The sequence below is a fragment of the Pseudarthrobacter woesei genome (genome assembly GCF_055412745.1).
The window spans coordinates 428,297-444,082 of record NZ_JBVAYU010000001.1 but is presented as its reverse complement, the minus strand read 5'-3'; the positions used below and the strand labels follow the sequence as shown (position 1 = coordinate 444,082).

Genomic DNA, 15,786 nt, shown 5'->3' with positions numbered 1-15,786 from the left:
CTGGGAGTGTTGTGGGAACGCCGCTGCCGCGTGATCCGATTGCCGATGCCCGGCTGAACTGGGAGCGGCACGGCTGGTCCGACGTCGCCGCACCGATGGCCGCCATCACCGCCATCATGCGGACTCAGCAGATCCTGCTTGCCCGGATCGAGGGCGTCCTCAAGCCGTTCGGGCTGACGTTTGCCCGCTACGAACTGCTGGCACTGCTGAGCTTTGCCCGCGGCGGCGCGCTGCCCATGAACAAGGCGAGCGCGCTGCTGCAGGTCCATCCCACCTCGGTGACCAACGCCGTCGACCGGCTCCAGGGCGCGGGGCTGGTGCTGCGATCGCCGCATCCAACGGACGGGCGCACCACCCTGATCGAGCTCACCCCCGAGGGGCGTACGCTTGCTAAAAGGACGACGGCGGTTCTGAACTCGGAGGTCTTCGGCCAGTCCGGCTTCGCGGAACAGGACGTCGACCAGCTGATCGGGATTCTGGGAACCTTCCGACGCAACGCCGGCGACTTCAGCGACTGAGTTCCGGGGCCGGACTTCAGGGACTGATTCGCCCGGCCGAAGCGACTCAACGAGACTGACGGCCCGTCACAATGCGGTGGCGGGCTTCCGCGGCACCAGGAGACGACTCATGCAGCCGAACGCCTATTCCCGCCCCGATGATCGGGAGCTGCTCCGCGCCCAGTTGCGCCTGCTGTCCGGCAGGTTCCGGCCCGCCGTGCTGTTCGCTGGCCTGGCCAGCGGAAATTCGCTCCAGCTGACCGACTTCCTCGGCACCGCGACGTCCAGCCTGCACCAGATGGTGGTGGTTCCGGGGACGGGTCTCGGCGGCCGGGTGTTCACCCAGCGCCGGCCGTTCCTCGTGCCCGACTACATCGCCTCCGAGGGCATCACGCATGAATACGATTTGGCGGTCAGCCGGGAGCGGCTTACCTCGATGGCGGCCGTCCCGGTGGTGGTCCGCGGTGAGCCACGGGCGGTGCTGTACATCGCGAGCCGGGACCGTGCGCCACTGGGCGAAAACGCCCTGCGCGAGGCCATGGACGCGGCCGCGGAGATCGCCGCGGAACTGCTCGTCCGGGACGAAGTGGACCGCCGGGTGTCGATCATCGACGGGGCCCGGGCCGAACCCGCCCTGGTCCTGGACCGGAGCTGGCTGGAGCACGTCAGGGAAGCCCACGCCCAGTTGCGGTCGCTGGCCGGAACGGTAGCCGATCCCCAGCTGGCCCGGCAGTTGGACCTGATTGGCAACCATCTGGCTCCGCCCCCGGCGGACGGTGTTCATCCGGCCGCCAGGCTGGCCCGCCGCGAACTCGATGTGCTGGCGCAGCTTGCCCTGGGCTGCTCGTACCAGGAAACCGCGGACCGGCTGGGCCTGAAAGCCGTGACGGTAAAGAGCTATCTGCAGAACGCCATGGCCAAGCTGTCCGCCCACAACCGGCTTGAGGCGGTGTCCGCGGCGCGGCGCCTGGGCCTCATTCCATAAAGAGGGGCCGCCGGATAACCGGCAGCCCCTCCCCCAATCACGGATCGCTCCGTCTCGAATCCCCGGCTGCCGAATCCCTTTAGTGCCGGGAGACGGGCTCGGTGGTTGCTGTGCCGTCTGCGGCCTCCGCCGCGGTGTGCGGCTTGCCGTCGTCCAGCCCGTGCTTTTCCCGGTTGGGCAGCGCCAGCGTGCACAGCACGCTGAACACGCCGATCCCGGCGAGCAGGTACCCGACGGACCATGCGCCCGATGTGCCGGCCAGCTGGGCGGCCACAAGGGGAACAATGCCGCCGCCGACGACGCCGGCCAGGTTGTAGCCCATTCCGGCGCCGGTGTAGCGGTACCGGGTCTCAAAGAGCTCCGGAAGCAGGGCACCGGCGGGGCCATAGGCGATGGCGAAGATGACCAGGGTGACGGTGAGCCCGACACCGAAGGCGAAGACGGTGTTCGCGCTGAGGATCGGGAAGAGCGCGAGGGACCACGGCACGGCGAGGATGCACGAGGTGGCGATGACCTTCTTGCGTCCGAAGCGGTCCGAGAGGATGCCGGAGGCCATGGTGGCGGCGGCAACAAACAGCGAGGCGACGATGCCGGTACTCAGCACTTCCACCCGGCTCAGGTGCATGCCGGTGGGGCTGGTGGCATAGCTGGTCAGGTAGGCGGTGCCGATGTAGAAGAAGGCGAAAAGGAGCGTCAGGGAGCCGCCGGCGAGCAGGATTTCGCGCGGCTGGCGCTTGATCGACTCAAGGATGGGAAGCCTGGTGGCGGTCCCGGCACCCTTCGTGGCATTCGCAGCGGCATTCTTGAACACGGGGGTTTCCTCGATGCTCAACCTGACCCACAGGCCCACGAGCACCAGCACGGCGCTGAGGATGAACGGCACCCGCCAGCCGATCGTAATGAAGGCCTCGGACTTGTCGCCCAGCGTAAGGTTCGTGATCAGGAATGTTCCGCTGGCCAGGGCGAACGCGAATGACGGGCCAAGCTGCGGGAAGGATCCGAAGAGGCCGCGCTTGCCCTTGGGTGCGTATTCGGCCACGAGGAGCGTGGCACCGGCCCACTCGCCGCCGACGGCCAGGCCCTGGACGAAGCGGAGCACCACCAGCAGGATAGGTGCTGCGACGCCGATGGTGCTGGCATCGGGGATGAATCCGATCATCACGGTAGCGATGCCCATCATAAGCAGCGTGGTGATGAGGGTTTTCTTCCGGCCGATCCGGTCACCGTAGTGGCCGAAGATGATGGCACCGACAGGACGGGCGAAGAAGGCGACGGCGAATGTGCCGAAGGAGGCGATGGTCCCGGCCGCGGCGCCGAGGGCCGGGAAGAAGACCACCGGAAAGACCAGCGCGGCGGCGGTGCCGTAAATGAAGAAGTCGTAGAACTCGATGGTGGTTCCGGCGGCACTCGCGAAGGCAACCTTCCGCAGGGTCTTGCGGCTCGGCGGCGCTTGCAGTCCGGCCGGCGAAGTCGGTGAAACTGAGGTCATGGCAATCTCCCTTGATGTCAACCCTGGTACACGGCTGTGTGACTCACATCACCGTAACGAAAAGCATGGACATCCAACTACCTCCCAAAAGAGGTAGTCCGCAAAAAGCGGTAGTCGCCGGCGCCGTCCCCTCGACGTCGGGAAGAACCACCCCTGGACCTGGGACGCTGACGCGGCGCGTCCTGCCTGGTGACGCGCAAAAGCCCTGGCGCTACTGGCATTGCAGTAGCGCCAGGGCTTTTGCGCGTCACGGGAAGGTTTGCGCGTCCCTGTCTAACGGTGGGTGAAGTCCGGCTGGCGCTTCTCGCTGAAGGCCGCCATGCCTTCCTTCTGGTCCTCGGTGGCGAACAGCGAATGGAATACCCGACGTTCAAAAAGCACACCCTGGGCCAGCCCGGTCTCGAAGGCGGCGTTGACGGCCTCCTTGGCCACCATCGCCACCGGCTTGGACTTGGAGGCGATCACCCCGGCGGCCTTCAGCGCCTCCTCGACCACGTCCGCGGCCGGCACCACCCGGGACACCAGGCCCGAGCGTTCGGCTTCCTCCGCGCCCATAAACCGTCCGGTCAGGATCATGTCCATGGCCTTGGCCTTACCCACCGCCCGGGTGAGGCGCTGCGAGCCGCCCATCCCCGGCAGCACGCCCAGGTTGATTTCCGGCTGGCCGAACTTGGCGTTATCGCCGGCGATGATGAAATCGCACATCATCGCAAGTTCGCAGCCGCCGCCGAGGGCGAAGCCGGACACGGCCGCCACCACGGGGATGCGAAGCCTGGTGAAGTCTTCCCAGCCCCGGAACCAGTCGGCCGCATACATGTCCATGTACCCCTTGGACTGCATTTCCTTGATGTCGGCGCCGGCGGCAAAGGCCTTAGCGGAGCCGGTCACCACCACCGCGCCTATCCCCGGGTCCGTATCCATGGCGGTCACGGCAGCCACGAGTTCGTCCATGGTGGCCTTGTTGAGGGCATTCAGCGCCTCGGGCCGGTTGAGCGTCACGAGGCCTACCCGGCCGCGGCGCTCCACCAGAATGTTCGCGTAGTCAGTCATGCCTGTCCCCTCAGCTGATGTTCGGATGTCTGTGATGTCCGGATGTCCCTAGTGTCCGGACTTGGCACGGATGTCGGTGATGATGCCGGAGAAGTCCCGGCCAGCACCGCCTTCCGCGGCAAAGCTATCGTAAATTTCGGAAGCCAGCGGCCCCAGCCTGGCCGCAACTCCGGTGCTTTCGAGGGCGTTGAGTGCCAGCTTGAGGTCCTTGGCCATCAGGGCTCCCGCGAAGCCGGGCTGGTAGTCCCGGTTGGCGGGGCTCGTGGGGACCGGTCCCGGCACGGGGCAGTTGGTGGTCAGCGCCCAGCACTGTCCGGAGGCCGCCGAGGCCACGTCGAACAGGGCCTGGTGCGTCAGCCCCAGCTTTTCGCCGAGCACAAAGGCCTCGCTCACGGCGATCATCGACACGCCGAGAATCATGTTGTTGCAGATCTTCGCTGCCTGCCCGGCGCCGTGCTCCCCGCAGTGGACCACTCGCCTGCCCATGACCCCGAGCATCGGTTGGACCGCCTCGAAGTCTTCCGGAAGCGCCCCCACCATAAAAGTGAGGGTGCCCGCCTCGGCACCGACGACGCCGCCGGATACCGGCGCATCGACGGCCCGGTGGCCGGCGGCGACGGCAAGGTCGGCAGCCTCGCGGGCCTCGTCCACGTTGATCGTGGAGCAGTCGAGGAAAAGCGTGCCCGGCGACGCAACGTCCAGCAGGCCGGGCTGGCCGCCCGTTCCGCGGTAGGCGTCCAGCAGGTGCTTGCCGCTGGGCAGCATGGTCAGGACGACGGCGGCCCCGGTTACGGCTTCGGCGGCCGCGCCGGCGGTGGCGATGCCGTGCGTGCGGGCGGTCTCCAGCGCCGCGGGCATCAGATCGTAGCCGGTGACCGTGTAGCCGGCCTTGACGAGGTTGACCGCCATTGGGCCGCCCATGTGGCCAAGGCCCAGGAACGCGATGGTGCCCGCCGGGGCGTCAGGCCGGGGTGCTTCAGAGGGTGCTTCAGACATTGTCGTGCTCCTTCGAAAGCTTCAGTTCACGGTCGCCCAGCGGCGCAAAGTAGGACTCGATGTCGTCCCGGCCGACCTCCGCCAGGCTGGCCGGCTGCCAGCGGGGGTTGCGGTCCTTGTCCACCACCTGGGCGCGGATGCCCTCGCGGAAGTCGGGGCCGGCGAGGAAGCGCAGGCCCACCCGGTACTCCTGCTCGAGGGCTTCCTCAAGGCTCAGCCCGCGTACGCGGCGCAGGGATTCCAGTGCCACCTTCACGGCGGTCGGCGACTTGGCCAGGATCGTGTCGGCCGCATCCGCGGCCTCCCCTCCGACGGTCCGGAGCCGGCGCAGGATCTCCCCGGCGTCGTCGCTGGAGTAGCACGCATCAATCCACTCGCTCTGTGCCGCCAGGATGGACGGCGGGGCAGTTTCGGCAAAGCGTGCGACGGCGGCGTCCGCCGGCTCGCTCTCCAGCGCCTCGGCCAGCTCTGCGAGCCGGCCGGACGGCACGAAGAGGTCCGCGAATCCCAGGAACAGCGCGTCGGCGCCGCTCAAGTGCGCCCCGGTCAGGGCGGCGTGGGTGCCGGATTCCCCGGGCGAGAGTGAGAGCAGCAGGGTGCCGCCGACGTCGGGCACCAGCCCGATCGTGGTTTCCGGCATCCCCATCCGGGTGCGTTCGGTGACAATCCTGACCGAACCGTGCGCCGAGATCCCCACACCGCCGCCGAGTACCAGACCGTCCATAAACGCTACATACGGCTTGGGATAGCCCGAGATAAGGGAGTTCAGCCGGTATTCCTCGGCCCAGAAGTCAGCCGTCGCGTCACCGCCGTCGATCATGTCCCGGTAGATGGCCACGATGTCGCCGCCGGCGCACAGCCCCCGCTCGCCGGCGCCGCGGACCAGCACGGCAGCCACGGCGTCGTCGTCGGCCCAGAGCCTGAGCTGCTCCAGCATGGCCGAAGCCATGCCCGCGGTGAGCGCGTTCACGGCCTTGGGCCGGTTGAGCGTGACGACGCCCAGCCGGCCGCGCCGCTCGAACAGTACTTCGGCCGACAGGGCTTCGTCCGAGTGCTCCCCCGCCATCAGCTGCCTTCCGGCATCACGAAGCTGGTGCCGCTGCGGATGCCCGAGGGCCAGCGGGTGGTGACCGTTTTGGTCTTCGTGTAGAAGCGGAACGCGTCGGCTCCGTGCTGGTTGAGGTCGCCGAAGCCGGAGGCCTTCCAGCCGCCGAAGGTGTAGTAGGCGATCGGCACCGGGATGGGAACGTTGATGCCGACCATGCCGACCTGGACCCGGCTGGCGAAGTCGCGGGCGGAGTCGCCGTCGCGCGTAAAGATGGCCACGCCGTTGCCGAACTCGTGCTCGCTGCACAGGCGCAGGGCTTCGTCGTAGTCTTCCGCACGGAGCACGCTCAGCACCGGGCCGAAGATCTCTTCCTTGTAGATCGTCATGTCCTTGGTGACGTTGTCGAAGAGCGTGGGGCCCACCCAGAAGCCGCCCTCGTAGCCCTCGACCTTGAGGCCGCGGCCGTCGGTCAGCAGGCTGGCGCCTTCGTCGATGCCGGCCTGGATGTAGCCTTCGATCCGTTCCTTGGCGGACGCCGCGACGACGGGCCCGAAGTCCGAATCCTTGGCCAGGCTGTGGCCGACCTTGAGGTCCGCGATCCGCTCCTGCAGCTTGGCGACGAGGGCGTCGGCAGTGGCCTTGCCCACCGGGACTGCCACCGAGATGGCCATGCAGCGTTCCCCGGCGGAGCCGAAGCCGGCGCCCATCAGGGCATCCGCAGCCATGTCCAGGTCCGCGTCCGGCATGATCACCATGTGGTTCTTAGCGCCGCCGAAGCACTGGGCGCGCTTGCCGTTTGCGGCGGCCGTGGCGTAGATGTACTGGGCTATGGGGGTGGAGCCGACGAAACCGATCGCCTGGACCCGGGAGTCCTCCAGCAGCGCGTCGACGGCTTCCTTGTCACCGTTGACGACGTTGAATACGCCATCCGGCAGGCCCGCCTCGGTGAAGAGTTCGGCGAGGCGGAGCGGCACGGAGGGGTCCCGCTCGGAGGGCTTAAGGATGAAGGAGTTGCCCGCGGCGAGCGCCGGGCCGGACTTCCAGAGGGGGATCATGGCCGGGAAGTTGAAGGGAGTGATGCCGGCGACGACGCCGAGGGGCTGGCGCATCGAGTGGACGTCGACGCCGGTTCCGGCGCTGTCCGAGAACTCACCCTTGAGCAGGTGCGGGGCACCTGCGGCGAATTCCACGACCTCGACGCCGCGCTGGATGTCACCCTTGGCATCCAGGAAGGTCTTGCCGTGCTCCGAGGACAGCAGGGTGGCGAGTTCGTCCAGGTTCTGGTTGACCAGGTCCACGAACTTGAGCAGGACCCGGCCGCGGCGCTGCGGGTTCATGGCAGCCCAGGCCAGCTGGCCCTTCTCCGCGCTGGCGATCACGTTGCGGACTTCCTCGACGCTGGCCAGCGGGACCCTGGCCTGGACCACTCCGGTGCAGGGATCGTACACATCGCTGAAGCGCCCCGAGGTGCCTTCAACATGCTGTCCGTCGATGTAGTGGCTTAGCTCACGAACCATGGTCGAATGCTCCTTTGCATAGTGATTGCCGCGGTGACGGCCGGACCGTCTGTGACCCACGTCATCTCCCTGCTGAATATACTCGGACTTCCTACTAATTTCCAGAGGGACTCTCTTCGCCGGGCAGTGCAGCACCGCCGCCGGGGGCCACTTTCGGCGCTGGCCCGGCTGGTAGGGGCTTTGCCGACGGCGTGTCCGCGCCAAAGTGCCCCGCGTGGGTGCCAACCTGCGCCGGACAGCTTCTTCCGGCAGCCAAGTTCGGTAAGTTAGGGGGTGTGAAGATTGCTACCTGGAATGTGAACTCGCTCCGTGCCCGTGCCGACCGTGTTGAAGCCTGGCTTCAACGCACCGACTGTGATGTCCTGGCCATCCAGGAAACCAAGTGCAAGGACGACAACTTTCCCTGGGAATTGTTCGAGAGCATGGGCTACGAGGTGGCCCACTTCGGCCTGAGCCAGTGGAACGGCGTGGCAATCGCCTCCCGGGTGGGACTCGACGACGTCGAACGCACGTTCACGGACCAGCCCGTCTTCGGCAAGAACGGCAAGGACGCCGTGCAGGAGGCCCGGGCAATCGGCGCCACGTGCGGCGGCATCCGGGTCTGGAGCCTCTATGTCCCCAACGGCCGGGCGCTCGACGACGAGCACATGCCCTACAAGCTCAGCTGGCTGGACACGCTGAAGTCCCACGCCCAGGACTGGGTCAAGGACGATCCCCGGGCGCAGATCGCACTGATGGGCGACTGGAACATAGCCCCGCGGGACGAGGACGTCTGGGACATCGACTACTTCCGCGCCGAGGGCCTCACCCACGTCAGCGAGCCGGAGCGGGAAGCCTTCCGCGCCTTCGAAACCGCCGGATTCCAGGACGTTGTCCGGCCCCACACCCCGGGCCCCGGTATCTACACCTACTGGGACTACACCCAGCTGCGTTTCCCCAAGAAGGAAGGCATGCGGATCGACTTCGTCCTCGCCTCCCCCGCGCTGGCCGCCCGCGTCACCGGCGCGTCGATCGACCGCGAGGAACGCAAGGGCAAGGGCGCCTCGGACCACGCCCCCGTTGTCGTGGAGCTGGGCGACTGATGACCGACGCCCAGGGAAGCACCGTGATCCGATGACGGGGAACCTCTACCGGGGACAGGCCGGGCTGCCGTTCTCCTCGGCGCTGCGGATCTACGAGCCCCTGGAAGCATTCCCGGCGGACGAGCGGGCGGCGCTGCTCGCGGCCGGCGGCCGGGGCACGTCCCGCGCCGCCGTCGAAAACGAAGAACTGCTTGCCTCTCTGGGCCGCATCACCCGCTCCGGCGGAGATCCGTTTCCCACCGGACGGACCGATCTGGTGCGCGTCGTCGTGGCCCCGCGTGGGGCCGCCGGCACCCCGCCGGCGCCCCCCGCCGGAGCGCCCGCCGCCCCGGCCGACGCCGGGCAGCCGGCGAGACTGTTGTATTGCCCGAGCCAGCTGGTCCTCCGGGCCGGTCTCGCGGCGAATGCCCTGCTGGAAGGAATCCACGGGCCCCTGGCCCAGTTGCTGATCCCCGAGGAGCAGCGGGACCGGCACCAGGGACGCATCAACGAGGTGCGGGCGCACGCCGGACTGGGCCGCGTCCACACCCGGGCGTCCACCTGGGGCATCCCGTTCAGCTGGTTCTGCCTCTTTCAGGAATCGGACCCCACCGAAGTGGTGGAATCAGAGGGACATATCGTCACGGTGCGGATCCGCGCGACGACCGGCGAAGCCCTGGACCGGGTCCGCTTTGCGGTGGCCCATCTTGCCCTCGCCGCGCCGGATCTGGACATGCTCGAGGACCTGACCCAGCTCACGGAATGGCTGGAGCTTTTCCACCCGGAGTCGGCGGTGGAACTGGATTACGGCGCAGTGGCGGACAAGGTCTACCCGGACGATTCCCCACTTGACGTGAGGCTGGGGATTGAGTGCCTCGCCGAAGGCGACATGACCGGTGCGGCCGCCGCCTACCGCAGGCTGGCGTCCCGCTGGATCCCGATCCGGCAGCTCGCCCGCGCTTCCTGACATCAGCCGACGGCGTGTGGCCGGCCGGCAGGCTCCCCGGCGACCTCCTCGCCGGCGAGTGAGTCCGCGGCGCGGGGCGGCGCCGTCGTCCGGCGCACGATCAGCCGGTGCTGCGCGACCGTTGAGCGCACGGCCCCGGCCATGCCGTCGAGTTCGTCCAGCAGCATCTTGGTGCCCAGTTCGGCCTGCTCGTCCGGCCGCTGCCCGACGGTGGTGAGTCCCATAGCTTCGGAAAAATCGTGGTCGTCGATGCCGATCACGGAAAGTTCCTCAGGAACCCGGACGCCGGCCTTACTGGCTTCGAAAATGATCCCCATGGCCATCTCGTCCGAGGCACAGAAGATGGCAGTGGGATTCGGTCCCGGACTGTCCCAGAGCCGGTGGAAGGCCGCCTGGCCGCTCGGGACGGTGAAATCTCCCCATTGGTCCCACTCCGGCCGGACATCCAGCCCGGCTTCCGCCATGACGTCCTGGAAGGCCTTGATCCGGACCCGGGGGACGTCGAAGTTCAGGTCGGTTTCGTCGTCGCCGTGAAGGAGGGCGATGTCCTTGTGTCCGAGGTCGATCAGGTGGCGGACCGCCGTGGAGGCGGCCGCATAGTCGTCAATGCCGATGTATGGGCATTCCTCCACATGGCCGCCGACGACGACGAGCGGGATGTCAATCTTCTGGAGGTGTTCGATTTCCTCATGGGTCAGCGCCATACAGAGGACCAGAAGCGCGTCAATCTGCTTATAGACCATGGTTTTACTGAAGAGCCGCTCGCGGTTGCCGCCGTGGCCGCCCAGATTGAAGAGGGAGAGGTTGTACTGCCGGGCGTGCAGCTCCCGGTCCGCGCCCTCAATGGCCTTGGAGAAAAACCATCGGCTGACGAAGGGCGCCAGCACCCCGATGGTCTTGGTGCGCCCGGTGGCCAGGCCGGAGGCCGAGGATGAGGCCACGTAGCCCATGGTTTCGGCGATGCCCAGGATTTTTTCCCTGGTGGCCGGAGAAACCCGGGGCAAACCGCGGACTGCCCGGGACACGGTGGCCGTGGAGACACCGGCTGCAGCGGCCACGTCCTCGATACTGACGCCCGAGTGGCCTCCCCGCTGAGCCCTGTCTGTTGTCCGTGCCACCGTGTCCCCTTGTCGACTGCCTGCGGCGGCCTGGCGGCCCTCCGCAGCACTGCATTAGTTTGCCTCCCCCGGCAACGAAGCCCTTCTCCGGGTCTCAGGTGCGCCGGGTCGCCGTCCTTTCGGGCAGCCTGCGGCGCAGCCGGATCAATCCGTAGAGTGCCGCCACAGTGGCCAGCAGCCCGAGCGCCCAGCCGAGGGCGGGCTGGGCAGTCACCTCCATCCAGACGGTGACCACCAGCAGCACCAGTGCCCAGAAGCCAATCAGTCCGATGATGATGTCGAAGTCCTCGCCCGAGCGCACGCGCCGGTGCTCGCTGCGCACGATGCCGGAGTTGGGCTTGTTGCTCATGCCCGCACCGTCACTTAACAGCGCCCGCCGTGAGACCCGCGACGATCTTACGTTGGAAGACCAGCACCAGGATCACGAGCGGAATGGTGACGATTGTTCCGGCAGCCATGATGGCCGTGTACGGAATCTGCTGCGGCTGCGCCCCGGCGAAGTTGGCAATAGCCACCGTCACCGGCTGGGTCGCGTCGTTGGAAAGCTGGCTGGCGATCAGGAATTCATTCCAGGAGGAGATGAACGCCAGGATGGCCGTCGTGAAGATCGCCGGCGCCGCCAGCGGCATGATCACCTTGCGGAAGGCCTGCCCCTGGGTGCAACCGTCCACGCGGGCCGCTTCCTCCAACTCCCACGGCATTTCCCGGAAGAAGGACGTCATGGTGTAGACCGTCAGCGGGAGCACAAAGGAGATGTTGGGAATGATCAGTGCCTGGTAGGTGCCGATCCAACCGATGTTGGTGAACAGCTGGAACAGCGGGGTGATGAGGGCGACGCCGGGGAACATGGAGGCTCCCAGGATGAAGCCCAGCACCAGGTACTTGAACCGGAAGTTCAACCGAGCGAGGGCGTAGGCGGCGAAGACACCGATCAACAGCGAGACAACGGTAACCGTGATGCCGATGAACACACTGTTAGCCAGTGCCTGGCCGAACCTATTGCCGAACGAGGTGTCGAAGGCCGTAGCGAAGTTGTCCAGCGTCACGTGGGTGGGCAGGAGCGAGGTGTCGTAGGTGTAGCCCACTTCACGGAAGGCCGTCACCACCATCCAGTAGGCAGGCGCCAGGCACCAGATGAGGATCACGGCGGCGCTGATGTAGGTGCGGCCCTGTGCCCATTTCTCCCGGTTCTGGGCTGTCTTCCGTCCTTTGTCCTGCCTGGCCCGGAGTTCGGTTGCGGCGGTCATTTCTTCCCCTTACCGGTGCCGCCGCTTTGCTCGACGACGTTCGCCCCGAGGAAGCGGACGAAGATGAACGCCACGACAAAGATGATGATGAAGGTGATGGTCGACAGGGCAGCCGCGACGTTAAAGCCTTGCCTGATCTGGTTGATCACCAGGATGGAAAGTGTGGTGGTGTTGTTGGAACCTTCCGTCAGGATGTACGGGAGGTCGAACATCCGCAGCGCATCGAGGGTGCGGAAGAGGATAGCGACCATCAGCGCCGGCTTCACCAGCGGAAGGGTAATCATCCGGAAGCGCTGCCAGGCCGACGCACCGTCAACCTTGGCCGCCTCGTAGACGTCGGCTGGAATCATCTGGAGGCCGGCCAGGATCAGCAGCGCCATGAACGGCGTGGTCTTCCACGTATCCGCAATGATGACCGCCCACTTGGCGGGCCATTCGCTGCCTGTCCACAGGATGGTGGTGTTGAACAGCTTGTTGGCAATGCCCTCGAAGGCGAAGATGAAGAGCCACAGCTGGGCCGTGACCGCAGTGGGGATGGCCCACGGAACCAGAACGGCCGCCCGGACCAGGCTGCGGCCTCTGAAGGTCCGCGCCATGATGATGGCCATCCAAAAGCCGAGAATCGTCTCCAGCGTTACGGTGACAATGGTGAAGAAGAAGGTGGTGCCGGTGGCCGACCAGAACTGCGCGCCGAGGGTGCCCGGCGGGCAGGCCACGGTTCCGCCGCCCGGAGCGGCACACTGCTGGGCAATCCAGTTGACGTAGTTCGAGAAGCCGGCCGGCCCGCCCGCTGTGAAGAGCCCCGTGACGGGGTCAAGTCCGGCGTCCTTCTGGAAGGACATTACGATGGCGCTGATGATCGGGTAGACGATCACAATGGCCAGCGCGATGATGGTCGGCGCGAGCAGCCACGAGGCCCAGCGGCCTTGGCTGGCGATCCTGTTATCCTCCCCGACGCCCTTCGGCGCGTGGTGGATCGGAGTTCCGCCCGACGCCGGCTCCTTGACCGGCGTCGGGCCCAATTCGGTTGCCATGGTTAGGCTACTGTCCCGCGCTAGCGGACTCGATGGACTTCTGCATGTCGGACAGAGCCGCGTCCACGGTCTTTTCGCCCTTGATCGCCGCGTAGGCGTTCTCCTGGATGGCTTTGGTGACGGCCGGGTAGAACGGGGTTACGGGCCGCGGGACGGCGTTCTCGATCGAGGTCTTCAGAACCGGCAGGTACGGAAGCTTGGCCACCAGAGCCTGGTCGTCATACAGCTTGGTCAGCACCGGCGCCAGTGAGCCCTGGGTGGCGAAGAACTTCTGGTTCTCTTCGTTGACGAGGAACTTCACGAAGTCCAGGGCCGTGGCCTTGTTCTTGGAATAGACGCTGATGGCCGCGCTGTGTCCGCCCAGCGAGGAAGCCCCCGGGCCCGACTTGCCGGGAAGGGCAACCATGCCCAGGACGTCCTTGACCTTCGAGGATCCTTCCGTGGTGGCCAGGTTGTAGACGTACGGCCAGTTGCGGTGGAACAGGAGCTTGCCGTCCTGGAATGCCTGGCGGCCCTGCTCCTCCTGGAAGGTGATGCCTTCCTTCGGGATGTTGCCGTCGGCGTAGGCCTTCGCAAGGGCACTCAGGCCCTCCTTGGCGGCCGGGGTGTTCAGGCTCGGCTTGCCGTCCTTGTCCAGCACCGAGCCATCGAAGGAGTTGATGGCCTCCGCGGCGTTGACGGTGAGGCCTTCATACTTGGCGTACTGGCCGGCGAAGCAACCCATGTTGTTGGCCTTGGCGACGGAACACATGCCCATCATCTCGTCCCAGGTCTTGGGAGCCGTGGGGACGAGGTCCTTGCGGTAGTAGAGGATGCCGCCGTCGGACGACACCGGGGCCGCGTAGAGGGCCCCCTTGTAGGAGGCGCTGTCAACCGTCGGCTTCAACATGGCAGCCGTATCAAGGGCCATCTTGTCCTTGAGCGGCTGCAGCCAGCCCTTGGCGGCGAACTCTGCAGTCCACACAACATCAACACTTGCGACGTCGTAGTTGGCGTTCTTGGCCTGGTAATTCTGGACGAGGTCGTCGTGCTGCTGGTCGGCCTGGTCCGTCTGCTCCTTGAACGTCACCTTCTCGTTCGGGTGGGCGGCGTTCCACTTTTCGATCAGCGGGCGGACGACGTTGCTGTTGTCCTTGCCCTGGACGTAGGTGATGGGTCCGCGGCCGTCGAGGCCCTGCGCGGCGTCGCCGCCGGCATTGCCGCCGCCCGTTGTGCCGCCGCCGCCTCCGCCACCACAGGCGGAGAGTGTAAGGGCTAGGACGCCTGCTGTGGCTACGGGAAGTAGGAACTTAGGGGTTTTCATGCTGGAGGCTCCTCGCTGAGTACCGGATAGAAAATCGGCGGTGCAGTTGGTGTGGTGACCATCACACTAGCGACTCGCCGATACGGAATGCAAGCGTTTACATGAAACCTTTATAGAAAGGAGATCGACGGCGTACGGGCCGGTTACCGCGCCGGCCCCCTGCGCCGTGTGCCTGTTCGGCCACGCCGCACGGGATGCGGCGAGATGTTGCCGGAAGCTCACGGCGGCGGGCCATGCCGAGCCTTGCCGGGCTCTGCCTGGCTAGAGCCGGGCGGGCGCCGGGTCAGCGGACCCGCTCGGCCCGGCCGAACCTGGACCGCGCGCCGGCGCCAATATGGATGAGCACGGGAGTGCGTTTCCCGATCACGGCGTCGAGCGCCTCCACGAGGCCGGACACCTCGGCCGCCAGGATGTGCGGGGCCACACCCTGGCGGGGCTGGACCCTGATCCTCAGGGCAGGCTCGCCACGGTATTCGTAGGTCGCCACGGTGGCTCCGGCAAGGTCCTGGCGGTCCGCCAGCGCGGCCCGGAGGGCCTGCTCGGCCACGCCGCTGCCGATCCGGACGTTCCCGGGAACCTCGCCCGGGTCCGCCTCACTGACGAGCAGATTGGCCCGGCCCTTGCCCTGCTGCGCGGCCCACGCCACCATGGCGCCAATCACCGCGAGCAGCACCACGGCCAGCGCAATCCACAGCCAGCTCTCCGTCCGGCCCGGGAAGCGGGTGATTTCAAAGGCATCCCGCCAGTTGCTCCACACCCCGGCGGACCATGCCTGCCACCACCGGCCGACGGCCGGAACACCGGCCAGCAGGATCAGCAGGATTCCGATGGCGAGGAGCTTGACGCCGAGGATGCCGATCAGGATCCGGTTGAGGATTCTGGGGGTGCTGTTCATGCGCCGATCACTCCTGCCGAGGCCACGTTGATCCGGATCTCCGGCATGGGGGACGGCCCCATGCCCCGGAGTTCGTCCTGCACGGCGGCCAACACCGCAGCCTCGTCCAGGGGGATCCCGGAGGTGGGGCGGACGTTCACGACCACCCGCTGCCGGGACACAATCACGGTGATCTGCCCTTGCGTCACGTTGGCGGCCAGCCGCGCCCGGCGTGCCAGCGCGGAGGCGATTACCTCGTCGTCCACCACGACGGCGGCGCGGCGGTCCCAGAGCAGGTGACGGGCCCGGCGTCCGGGCAGGACCGCATTGAGGAAGAAGAACAGGCCGAGCATCACGAGCACCGCGCCGGTAACGCCCAGCAGCAGGGGCGGGACACCCTCGGGGAGCGCCACGATCTGGTCGGCTGCGGTCTGCGGATCCACGAGCCACGGCGACTGCCCGACGGCGCGGACCGCGGTTTCCAGGAGCGCGTAGACGCACAGCGCAATGACCAGGATGGCGGCGATGACGGAGGCCACGGCCCTCGAGGAGCGGGTCTCACGTTTCAGGATCGATTCCATGCTTGGGGCGCCAGCGGCG

16 protein-coding genes are annotated in these 15,786 nt (G+C 66.9%); 4 read left to right on the top strand and 12 right to left on the bottom strand.

The genetic code is table 11. The features are described 5' to 3' along the window. The first annotated feature begins 11 nt into the window (after positions 1 to 11). Positions 12 to 518, top strand: coding sequence for a MarR family winged helix-turn-helix transcriptional regulator (locus ACZYZE_RS02155; RefSeq protein WP_459317764.1), 507 nt, complete (start codon positions 12 to 14; stop codon positions 516 to 518). A 109-nt stretch (positions 519 to 627) separates the two neighbouring features. Next, positions 628 to 1,482 carry a helix-turn-helix transcriptional regulator gene (locus ACZYZE_RS02150; RefSeq protein ID WP_463905964.1) on the top strand — a complete coding sequence of 285 codons (855 nt, stop codon included), beginning with the start codon at positions 628 to 630 and terminating at the stop codon, positions 1,480 to 1,482. 79 nt (positions 1,483 to 1,561) lie between these two features. Here the strand turns inward: ACZYZE_RS02150 and ACZYZE_RS02145 are convergent, their stop codons facing one another. The 5 genes from ACZYZE_RS02145 to ACZYZE_RS02125 all read right to left on the bottom strand — a co-directional run bounded on the left by ACZYZE_RS02145 (position 1,562) and on the right by ACZYZE_RS02125 (position 7,582). Next, complete coding sequence (locus ACZYZE_RS02145; RefSeq protein WP_463905963.1) at positions 1,562 to 2,971, bottom strand: MFS transporter; 1,410 nt, start codon at positions 2,969 to 2,971, stop codon at positions 1,562 to 1,564. Positions 2,972 to 3,244: 273 nt separating this feature from the next. Continuing rightward, positions 3,245 to 4,021: an enoyl-CoA hydratase gene (locus ACZYZE_RS02140; RefSeq protein ID WP_459317769.1), complete on the bottom strand. Its 777-nt coding sequence runs from the start codon at positions 4,019 to 4,021 to the stop codon at positions 3,245 to 3,247. A 48-nt stretch (positions 4,022 to 4,069) separates the two neighbouring features. Next, the gene (gene mmsB, locus ACZYZE_RS02135; protein WP_463905961.1) at positions 4,070 to 5,017 is read right to left on the bottom strand and encodes a 3-hydroxyisobutyrate dehydrogenase; all 948 of its coding nucleotides are present in this window, start codon (positions 5,015 to 5,017) and stop codon (positions 4,070 to 4,072) included. Then, positions 5,010 to 6,083, bottom strand: coding sequence for an enoyl-CoA hydratase/isomerase family protein (locus tag ACZYZE_RS02130; RefSeq protein WP_463905959.1), 1,074 nt, complete (start codon positions 6,081 to 6,083; stop codon positions 5,010 to 5,012). The genes mmsB and ACZYZE_RS02130 overlap by 8 nt, the downstream gene beginning before the upstream one ends. Continuing rightward, positions 6,083 to 7,582, bottom strand: coding sequence for a CoA-acylating methylmalonate-semialdehyde dehydrogenase (locus ACZYZE_RS02125; protein ID WP_459317772.1), 1,500 nt, complete (start codon positions 7,580 to 7,582; stop codon positions 6,083 to 6,085). Before ACZYZE_RS02125 ends, ACZYZE_RS02130 begins: the two co-directional genes overlap by 1 nt. Positions 7,583 to 7,857: 275 nt before the next feature. Between ACZYZE_RS02125 and ACZYZE_RS02120 the strand changes: the two genes are divergently transcribed. Together ACZYZE_RS02120 and ACZYZE_RS02115 are read left to right on the top strand one after the other, a co-directional pair. Then, complete coding sequence (locus ACZYZE_RS02120; protein ID WP_463905958.1) at positions 7,858 to 8,664, top strand: exodeoxyribonuclease III; 807 nt, start codon at positions 7,858 to 7,860, stop codon at positions 8,662 to 8,664. A 31-nt stretch (positions 8,665 to 8,695) separates the two neighbouring features. Beyond that, positions 8,696 to 9,610, top strand: a complete 915-nt coding sequence (locus ACZYZE_RS02115; RefSeq protein ID WP_463905957.1) for a DUF8083 family protein — start codon at positions 8,696 to 8,698, stop codon at positions 9,608 to 9,610. Between the two features lie 2 nt (positions 9,611 to 9,612). On the opposite strand, the gene ACZYZE_RS02110 is transcribed toward ACZYZE_RS02115, so the two are convergent. The 7 genes from ACZYZE_RS02110 to ACZYZE_RS02080 all read right to left on the bottom strand — a co-directional run bounded on the left by ACZYZE_RS02110 (position 9,613) and on the right by ACZYZE_RS02080 (position 15,767). Beyond that, the gene (locus ACZYZE_RS02110) at positions 9,613 to 10,728 is read right to left on the bottom strand and encodes a LacI family DNA-binding transcriptional regulator (protein WP_463905955.1); all 1,116 of its coding nucleotides are present in this window, start codon (positions 10,726 to 10,728) and stop codon (positions 9,613 to 9,615) included. 94 nt (positions 10,729 to 10,822) lie between these two features. After that, positions 10,823 to 11,077 carry a hypothetical protein gene (locus tag ACZYZE_RS02105; protein ID WP_459317776.1) on the bottom strand — a complete coding sequence of 85 codons (255 nt, stop codon included), beginning with the start codon at positions 11,075 to 11,077 and terminating at the stop codon, positions 10,823 to 10,825. Positions 11,078 to 11,087: 10 nt separating this feature from the next. Continuing rightward, the gene (locus tag ACZYZE_RS02100) at positions 11,088 to 11,975 is read right to left on the bottom strand and encodes a carbohydrate ABC transporter permease (protein ID WP_459317777.1); all 888 of its coding nucleotides are present in this window, start codon (positions 11,973 to 11,975) and stop codon (positions 11,088 to 11,090) included. Continuing rightward, the gene (locus ACZYZE_RS02095; protein ID WP_459317778.1) at positions 11,972 to 13,009 is read right to left on the bottom strand and encodes a carbohydrate ABC transporter permease; all 1,038 of its coding nucleotides are present in this window, start codon (positions 13,007 to 13,009) and stop codon (positions 11,972 to 11,974) included. The genes ACZYZE_RS02100 and ACZYZE_RS02095 overlap by 4 nt, the downstream gene beginning before the upstream one ends. A 7-nt stretch (positions 13,010 to 13,016) precedes the next feature. Then, positions 13,017 to 14,312 (bottom strand): ABC transporter substrate-binding protein, encoded by a 1,296-nt coding sequence (locus ACZYZE_RS02090; RefSeq protein ID WP_463905953.1) that lies wholly within the window; start codon positions 14,310 to 14,312, stop codon positions 13,017 to 13,019. A 283-nt stretch (positions 14,313 to 14,595) separates the two neighbouring features. Further along, positions 14,596 to 15,207: a hypothetical protein gene (locus ACZYZE_RS02085; protein WP_463905952.1), complete on the bottom strand. Its 612-nt coding sequence runs from the start codon at positions 15,205 to 15,207 to the stop codon at positions 14,596 to 14,598. After that, positions 15,204 to 15,767 carry a hypothetical protein gene (locus ACZYZE_RS02080; RefSeq protein WP_463905950.1) on the bottom strand — a complete coding sequence of 188 codons (564 nt, stop codon included), beginning with the start codon at positions 15,765 to 15,767 and terminating at the stop codon, positions 15,204 to 15,206. The genes ACZYZE_RS02085 and ACZYZE_RS02080 overlap by 4 nt, the downstream gene beginning before the upstream one ends. Positions 15,768 to 15,786: the final 19 nt, after the last annotated feature.